Raw genomic sequence first — 8158 nt, 5'->3', positions numbered from 1 at the left:
GGGGCTCGGGGGTGATCCGGCCCACCCACGTCTCTTCCAGCAGCTTGGTGAGCTGTGCCGACCCAGCCGCCCCCAGGACGTCGGCGAGCACCTCCTGCGCCGAAGGCCGGCCGCCAGGCTCCTTGGACAGCGCCGCGTCCACCAGGTCGCGCAGCGCGTCGGGCACCGGCTGCGTGTCGACCGGCTCGTTCAGGGTGCGCAACGCGAGCACCTCGGCCCGCCCCAGCCCGTACGGCGCCTTGCCCGACGCCGCGTACGCGACGAGCAGGCCCCAGCCATAGACGTCGACGGCCGGGGTGACCGGCTCGTCGTGGTATTCCTCCGGGCTGATCCACCCGGGCGAGCCGATCACCATGCCGGATCGGGTGATCGCGGTGGCGTCCAGGGCCCGGGCGATGCCGAAGTCGACGACTCGCGGGCCTGCGGGCGACAGCAGCACGTTCGTGGGCTTCAGGTCCCGGTGGATGACGTCCGCGCGGTGGATCGCGACCAGCGCCTCGGCGAGGCCGGCCGCCAGGCTGCGCAGTTCCTCCTCCGGCAGCGGGCCGCGTTCGGCGATCAGCTCGTCCAGGGTCGGGCCGGGCACGTACTCGGTGGCCAGCCACGGCAGCTGCGCGTGCGGGTCGGCCGCCAGCACGGACGCCGTGCACAGGCCGCGGACCCGGCTCACGATGTCGATCTCGCGCGCGAACCGGGTGCGGAACTCGGGGTCGTGCGCGTACGAGGCGTGGATGAGCTTGACGGCGGCCTGCCTGCCCTGCCGGTCCACGCCCGCGTACACCACGCCCATGCCGCCGGCGCCGAGCCGGCCGATGATCCGGTAGGGGCCGATGTCGCCGGGGTCACCACCGGTCGCCGGCCGCACCCGTCCGGCGGTCGGAGGCGCCTGCGCGGCAGTCAGATGGGCCGGCGCGGCCACCGGATGCACGTGCTCGGTCTCGGGGCGGATCCACCAGGTCCAGCCGGGTGGCGGGACCGGCCATGACGGCTCGGGTCCTGCCCAGCCCGCGTCCGGCACCCAGCCCGCGGGCGGCACCGGCCATCCCGGCGGGGAGTTGAACGTCCAGCCGGGGCCGGGAGGTGGGGGGATGTGCACCTGATCGTCCCCTCAGGCCAGGAACGGGATGGCGAGCGGGTATCGGTACGGCTCACCCCGGTTCGCGGCGGTCGCGGCCATGATCCGGAAGACGATGAACACCACCCACATCGCGAGGGCCAGCACGATCGCGAGCCCGCCGGTGACCAGGACGAGGAAGAGCAGGGCGAAGGACGCGATGAGCTCGGTGAAGGCGAAGTTGAGCGACTGCCGGGCCTGATGCCGGACGAACGGGTCCGCGCCGGCGGCCCCGTTGAGTATGACCAGCGGCGGAATCCAGATCAGCAGCGAGGTGACGCCGCAGGTGACCAGGCCGGCGACGTCCATGAGCAGCGCGCCGAGATGCGCCCACATCGCGCTGCTGCGCGCCTGGCCGGAGGCCGGGGGAACGCTCCAGGGCTGCTGCCTGATCCACCAGGACCAGTAGGGCGGCGCGGCCGGCCAGTGCGGCTCCGGACCGCTCCACGTCTCCGTGGGCGTCCAGCCGGGAGGCGGGATCGGCCAGCCGGGCGGCGGGTTGAAGGACCAGTCGGGCGACGGTCGAGGGGGGATGCGCAAGAGGGGGTACCGATCGAGCAGATCATGATGGGATGCGCCAATTATGCACATGAACGATTTGTGCCGCCATGATCCGATGGTGTGCCTGGTTTCGCCCGCTCGGCGGTGGCTAGCCTGGATCACGAGAGGTGAGGAGGTGGCCGATGACCGTCCCCATGGTGATCGCGGCGCTGCTGCTGCTCGCGGTCGCGGTGATCGCCGTCCGCGCGGTGTGGTCGCTGCTGTTCCGCAGGGCCCCCGTGCCCAGGCGTCGGACGCGGGGGCGCCGCCTGCCGTACGACGCTCCGATGGACACCGCCGGCCAGTACCCCATGCCCGGGGCCGACGGCATCGGCTGCGACACGGGCGGCTCGGGCGCCTCCAGCGGCTGAGGCCCCACGCGTCGTCCCCTTCCGGCAGGCTTTCCTGCAGGTTCTAGTCGGGCAGGCGGGCTCGCAGCGAGTACAGGATCGGCAGGTGCGAGTCGCCGAACGGAAGCCGGTACAGGCCGTCCTCGCCGCGCGTCAGCAGGCCGCGCGGGTCCAGGTCGACGGCCACGTGCTCGCCGAGGCTCGTCACCGTAAGCCCCGCCGTCGCCGCCGCCGTGACGATCTCACCCAGCGAGTACGGGTACTGCACCGACTCCTGCGGCTCGGTCTCGAGCCCGGGACTGGCGTAGGTGTCGGAGATCGTCTCCCGGTGCGCCTCGCCGCCCCCGTAGGGCCAGTCCACGACGAACGGGTCGAGCGAGGCGATGGTCTGGTACGCCGGATGCAGGTCCACCAGCACCAGGCTGCCCCCGGGCCGCAGCGCCATGGCGGCGCCGGACATCCAGGCATCCAGGTCGCCGATCCAGCACAGCACTCCGTGGGAGGCCACCACCAGGTCGAAGCCGTCCGCCAGGTGCGCCGGCAGCCGCTGCGTGTCGGCCTCCACGAACGTGGCCGCGAGCCCCGCCCGATCCGCCAGCTCGCGGGCGCGCTCGACCGCCACCGGTGAGAAGTCGACCCCCGTCGCCTTGGCGCCGAGCCGAGCCCAGTTCAGCGTGTCCATCCCGAAGTGGCACTGCAGGTGCAGCAGGTCCTTGCCGGCCACGTCGCCGACCATCTCGCGCTCCAGCGAGGTGAGCGTCTGCCGCCCCGCCAGGAAGGACTCCACGTCGTAGAACCGGTCGTCGGCGGTGGTGCCGTGGACGCGGGCCCGCAGGTCCCACAAGGCGCGATTGGGCATCTCATCATCGGACATGGACCGAGGATGACACATTTCTCCAGGTGACCAGCCCATGGAACGGGCGCAGCGCAGAGCCCGGGCTGGTCTCGCTATTCCCGGACGGTTCCCCCCAGATATCGCAACTCGTACAGCCGTTCACCGTCGCGTTCGATCGTTTCCAGCCCGGTGAAGCGTGTGACGTCACCGGTGGAGGTGTCGGCGTAGCGCCAGGCGTCGACGTCCGCCGTCCAGCCGCCGAGGAAGCGGCCTTCCGCGTACATCGCGGTCAGCGCCTGTTTGATCACGCGGCCGGCGGTCGCACCGTCGAGCACCTCAGGACGGATCAAATGGGCCGAGTAGATCATCGACCAGACCGGAACGTCGTGGTACCGCACGGTCTCCTGGCCGCAGAAGTCGGCGCCGCCGACGTAGCTGTCCTGGTAGCTCCAGGGCCCGTCGCCGTAGGTGAGCAGGTGTTCGCCGGCGCGTTGGGTGGGCGCCGGGCTCCCGCCGCCGACATAGGTGGCGGCCTTCGCCTGGACGACGAACCGTTCGAGGGCGCTGACATCGATATCAAGGGGTCGACTCACGCGTCGGATCCTGGCAGGCGCCGCCGACAATTTCGGCGCGGGAACGCGGGTGACGGTCTACGGCGGTCCGCCGTCCGGGGGCGGTATGTGGGTGGCATGCGGTGGCACCTGGGTGGACCGAGTCCGGACGAGTCCGTCCGAGGGCCTGTTGGACACCTGGACGCGGCGGCTTCGCTGAGGTCACGGCGGTCAGCCGGGTGCAGAGCCCGGCCCGCCACGACCCATCGAGGAAAGGAACCATCATGAACCTCCGCACCCGGCTCACCGGCCTCACCACCGCCGCGCTCGCTCTGGCCGCAGGCGTGACCGTCCTCGCCACTTCGCCGGCGTTCGCCGACCCGGACTGGCCCTTCCAGGACTGCGTGAAGAAGAACTACCAGGCACACATCAACTGGGACGGCAGGGGCGGCTGGGCCGACTTCATCTACGACCACTCGGACGGGAAGGTGAACTACTACAAGAGCCGCTGGGTGCAGGACGGCAAGCCCATCGGCAACGGCTGGGCCAGCTGCGCCGAGCTCTGACGGACTCCGTATTCCGCATGGCGACCGTCCAGGGGTGTCCGGCCACGACCTCGGCACCCCTGGGCGGAAGCTCCGACCACTACGATTCCGGCATGACGATGACTGTGTACGTGCGGGAATTCGGCGGAGCGGTGATCGAGAGATGCGTGTCCGACGTCAGGTTCACCGGTGTTCTCGACCTCGCCGCCGATGCCGGCCTTTCTTACCTGGGCAAAGTGGATCCGTACGACGACACCGTATTCAACAGGACGCAGGCGCAGACCCTCGTCAAGGAATTGGACGTGATCCGTCGCATGAGGGGCGAGGATTCGCTGGACATTCTGGAACTGAGGCGGCTTCTGGCGATCGTCGATGAACGTCCGCACCGTTATCTGGTCTTCGACGGGGATTGAGCGCCGGAAATCGGCATGCGTATCGCAGCCCATCAGCTTTACTCTGATCGAGGTCGCGTTCTTCATACATATAGGGTGCGGCGCAGCATGGAGTAGATCAGCGGCAGATCACCCGGCTCGGGTCCGGGAGGGCGCAGGTTCGAGTCCTGCCTCCATGTCCACCTCCCTGGTCAGGTCGCCTGTCCACGGTCAGATCGTCTGTTCAGGGTCAGGTCGCAGTCCAGGGACAGGCCGTCTGTCCATGCTCAGGTCGTCGTCCTGTTCGCGCGGCGGGGTCGTCCCGGCGCGTGTGGGAGGGCGGCGCGCGTTCACGTCAAGGAGTTGCGGTGTCGGACGAGCCACGGTTCAGCGCCTCGCGGGAGTACGCCTTCGAGCGGCTCCGGCGCGCGCTGGACAGGGCCGTCGCCGAGCGCGACCCGGGGGCGCGGGAGCGTGCCGAGGGCAAGGCGGCGGCGTGGCGGGCGGTGCTCGACGGCATGGCCACGGGCCGGCTGACGGTCGGCTCGCGGACCCCCGTCGAGGACACCCCCGCGTGGGTGACGCTCGAAGTCGCGCACGGCGGGTTCGCCACTGGGCGGTACCTGGCCGAACAGCCACTCACCGAGTATGAGATCACACGCTTGCGCACGGCGCTGGGCGGCATGCCGGACGATGTGCCGAGCGACGTGTCCGGCCGTACGCCGGGCGGTAGGCCGGGGGATGCGCCGGGCGGCATGTCGGGTCATGTGCTGGGCGACGTGTCGAGCGATGTGCCGGGGGATGCGCTGAGCGGTGGCCCGGGGGACATGTCCGGCCACGCGTCGGGTGGTGTGCCAGGCGATTTGCCGGGGGATGCGCCGAGCGGTGTGCCAGGGGATATGTCCGGCCATGCGCTGGGTGGTGTGCCGGGCGGCATAGCGGGCGACGTGTCGAGGGATGTACCGAGGGACGCGCCGCGCGATACGCCGGATGATGTGCCGGGCGGCATGCCGCACGAGGTGTCGGGGGGCGTGTCGAGGGATGCGCCGGGCGACATATCGGGTCATGTGCCGGGTCTGGCGCTGGGGGAGACGGACCGCGAACGGCTCAACCTGTTCTATCTCAGCGACACCGGCCAGGCCGAACTTCTGGCCGCGCTGGCGTCGGGCGGCTACCGGATCGACGTTCCCGAGGAGGCCGCCCTGCCGGTGGTCGCCTGGCTGCTGGATCGCGGGCGGCATGAGGCGGCGCTCGATCTGGTGGTACGGCTGCGGCCGTGGATGGCCCGGCTGAAGATGACCCCGCGGATGGCGGAGACCGCGGCGCCGTCCGGTGCGACGGTGCGGCTCGCGGCAGTGGGGGAGATCCGGGAGGCACTACGGTCGGCCGAGGTCAACCCCGAGATCGCGGCGATGCTGGAGACGTTGCGCGTCTGGACGCCGCTGTACGACCGGCTGGTGGCGCTGTGGTGCGACACCGTCGACGGCGATCTTCCGCGCTTGTCGGACATCGGGGTGCTGGAGGGTGGCTGGCCATGCCGCCGGTGGCCCGCCGACTGGGCGTCGCGGCGGGACGAGTGGCTCGCCGACTACCGTCAGGCGTGCGAGCGGCCTACGTCCGCTACCCGTCATCACCACCCCAGGAGTAACTTCCACCGGTTGCGCCGGGCGCTGGAAGCATGCGAGCACGACAGCGGCGCCCTGTCGGGCCGCGACGTCGGCTGGGTCCGCCGTGCGCTGGCCAACACGGTCAGCAAGCACGGCGCCCCTGGCTCGGAACGTCGCGCCGCCCTGCGCAGCACGCAGGCGGCGGTGGCGGCCCGTCCGACCCACGCGGCGCTGGCCGCCGTCCTGGCAGGCCGCCTGGACCGCTACCCAGCGGACGCCGGCATTCCGGCAATCGAACCACTGGCCGAAGAGACCACCCACGACGAACTGCCGGACGCGGCCGGGGACTGGACGGTTCGTCGCGAGGTGCCGGGCGTGGCCGGTGATCGGGTGGTTCGTAGCGAGGCGCCGGATGCCCCCGGGGGCCAGGCGCTTCACGACGAAGCGGCGGATGCGGCTGGGGGCCGGGCGGTTCATGGCGAGGTGCCGGATGCGGCCGGGGGCGGTGCGATTCAAGGCGAGGCGCCGAACGCGACCGAGGGGCGTGTGCTTCATGGCGGGGTGTCGGGCACGGCTGGCGGTCGGGCGGTTCGCGGTGAGGTGCCGGGGGCGGCTGGGGGTCGGGCGATTGCCGACGCAGTGTCGGAGGCGGCCAGGGGGCATGCGATTCCGGCGCATCTGTTGGCCAAGGTTGCTCGGGCGTTGGAAGCGCCCGTTGATGAGCTGGTGGCTCGGGGTGTGATCACTTCGGGGGAATCGCTGGCCGAGGTGCTGCCGCAGATCACCGCGCAGGTTCTCGCCGCCGACTTCGACGACGATCGGCTGGCCGGGCTGTACGCCCAGACCTATGGCGCCTTCCGAAGGCGGCGTAGCCTGTTGCTGCTCAACCTCGAACACCAGGTCCGCTTCGACGAGTTGCCCTGGGTCGGTGCGCTCGCGCCGTTCCGCTCGCCCCGCCCGGACGCAGGCCGCGCCGCGCGGCGTGCGCTGGAGGAGACGACGTTGCTGGCGCTGGGCGCCTTTCCGCAGGCGATTCTGCCCAACCCGCTGCTGAGCGAGTTGGGCGCCCTGGCCAGGCGGGCCGACCTGGCGATGCCGCTGGTGGAGGAGGTGGCCGCGGACATCTTCATGGGCACGTTCACCGACAAGTGGCGTATCGCGGCGGACATCGCCGCCACACTGATGGCGGGCACCCTGTACGCCCGCTACTACGACCTGCCCGAGGCCGCGGCCTGGTCGGCGGAACCGGGGCGACATGGCTGGTTCATCCGCAGGTGGGGCGACCAGGCCGCCTTGCGCAAGTGGGGCAAGCGGCCTGCGTTCGTCCATAGGTGGGGCAAGCCGCCCGCTTTCACTCGCAGGTGGGGCAAGCGGACCGCCGAGGACTTCGAACGAGCGTGTGTCGCGCGGGCCGAGCGGGCGCATGGCTGGGGCGGAGGCAACGACGTGGCGGCCAACGGGATGGTGCTGGAGCAGAGCCAGATCCTGACCACGCACAACCTGGCCGCCCTCGTGCACGCACTCGACCTGGGCAGCCGCCTCGGCGATCTGGCCCCCGACCTGGCCGAGCGTACGTTCGCCTGGATCGTCGCCCGTCAGGCGGTCCGGAGCCCGCATCACCACGCCGCACTGCAGACGATCAGGAACACGGCCTACGCCTGGCGGCAGGCGATCTTCTATCTCAGCTTCTGCGATGAGCGGCGGCAGCGGGCCGCCGTGGACGGTCTGCGGCGCCGGGCCGCCGACGCCGGTCTCGGTGACCGCTTGCGGCCGGCCGTCGAAGGTCTCGCCCACGTCGTCGACGGCGGCCGTTTCGATCCGAGCGGAATCGTCGTGGACGGCAGCGGACTGCGGTTTCTCGGCTGGACCGCCACCGGCGACCATTGGTGCCTTCCCCGCACATAGCCGGTCCGTCGATGTTCATTCGGTCCCGTCCTGGACGTATTCATCCGGCCTGAGGGCAGTGCCATTCCGACCCTCCGTCCGCGACCGCCAGGGGCCGACCAAATGACCGCCATCTTGACCGTGGCCATTCTGATCGGGCTGGGGTCGAATACTCGCCGTGGCCAGGGGGTCGTCAGCCTCCCTTCCTGGGGATCAGCGTTTGTCTGCTGCGAAAGCTCTGGGACAGGACTTCGCGGGTTGACGCAATTCGACGATTCGTCGCCCTCCCCCAGGTCGGCCAGGAACCCGTTGATCTCGACGCCGGATACTGGAAGGAGGAGAACAGCAGAAACGTCGGCGA

At 70.8% G+C, this 8158-nt stretch carries 8 protein-coding genes and 1 tRNA gene; 5 read left to right on the top strand and 4 right to left on the bottom strand.

Annotated elements, in window-relative coordinates; genetic code table 11:
- Together HII36_RS12355 and HII36_RS12350 are read right to left on the bottom strand one after the other, a co-directional pair.
- Positions 1 to 1096, bottom strand: a 1096-nt coding sequence (locus tag HII36_RS12355) for a serine/threonine-protein kinase (protein ID WP_173523265.1), incomplete at its 3' end; no start/stop codon positions are given.
- A gap of 12 nt (positions 1097 to 1108) precedes the next feature.
- Positions 1109 to 1654, bottom strand: a complete 546-nt coding sequence (locus HII36_RS12350; protein ID WP_173523264.1) for a DUF4870 domain-containing protein — start codon at positions 1652 to 1654, stop codon at positions 1109 to 1111.
- 143 nt (positions 1655 to 1797) lie between these two features.
- On the opposite strand from HII36_RS12350, the gene HII36_RS12345 reads away from it, so the two are divergent.
- Positions 1798 to 2025, top strand: coding sequence for a hypothetical protein (locus HII36_RS12345; RefSeq protein ID WP_173523263.1), 228 nt, complete (start codon positions 1798 to 1800; stop codon positions 2023 to 2025).
- Positions 2026 to 2068: 43 nt separating this feature from the next.
- Here the strand turns inward: HII36_RS12345 and HII36_RS12340 are convergent, their stop codons facing one another.
- Positions 2069 to 2878 (bottom strand): class I SAM-dependent methyltransferase, encoded by an 810-nt coding sequence (locus HII36_RS12340; protein WP_173523262.1) that lies wholly within the window; start codon positions 2876 to 2878, stop codon positions 2069 to 2071.
- 74 nt (positions 2879 to 2952) lie between these two features.
- Positions 2953 to 3432 (bottom strand): DUF5680 domain-containing protein, encoded by a 480-nt coding sequence (locus tag HII36_RS12335; protein WP_217369434.1) that lies wholly within the window; start codon positions 3430 to 3432, stop codon positions 2953 to 2955.
- A gap of 242 nt (positions 3433 to 3674) precedes the next feature.
- Between HII36_RS12335 and HII36_RS12330 the strand changes: the two genes are divergently transcribed.
- From HII36_RS12330 to HII36_RS55670, 4 genes are all read left to right on the top strand, one after another.
- Positions 3675 to 3956 (top strand): hypothetical protein, encoded by a 282-nt coding sequence (locus tag HII36_RS12330; protein ID WP_173523261.1) that lies wholly within the window; start codon positions 3675 to 3677, stop codon positions 3954 to 3956.
- A 92-nt stretch (positions 3957 to 4048) separates the two neighbouring features.
- The gene (locus HII36_RS12325; RefSeq protein WP_173523260.1) at positions 4049 to 4348 is read left to right on the top strand and encodes a hypothetical protein; all 300 of its coding nucleotides are present in this window, start codon (positions 4049 to 4051) and stop codon (positions 4346 to 4348) included.
- Between the two features lie 86 nt (positions 4349 to 4434).
- A tRNA-Pro gene (locus HII36_RS12320) sits at positions 4435 to 4509 on the top strand.
- A gap of 165 nt (positions 4510 to 4674) precedes the next feature.
- Positions 4675 to 7818, top strand: coding sequence for a hypothetical protein (locus tag HII36_RS55670; RefSeq protein ID WP_217369433.1), 3144 nt, complete (start codon positions 4675 to 4677; stop codon positions 7816 to 7818).
- Positions 7819 to 8158 lie beyond the last annotated feature (340 nt).

It is taken from the genome of Nonomuraea antri, assembly GCF_013283785.1.
GTDB classification, from domain to species: Bacteria; Actinomycetota; Actinomycetes; order Streptosporangiales; family Streptosporangiaceae; genus Nonomuraea; species Nonomuraea antri.
This window is presented reverse-complemented; position numbering and strand designations above follow the sequence as displayed.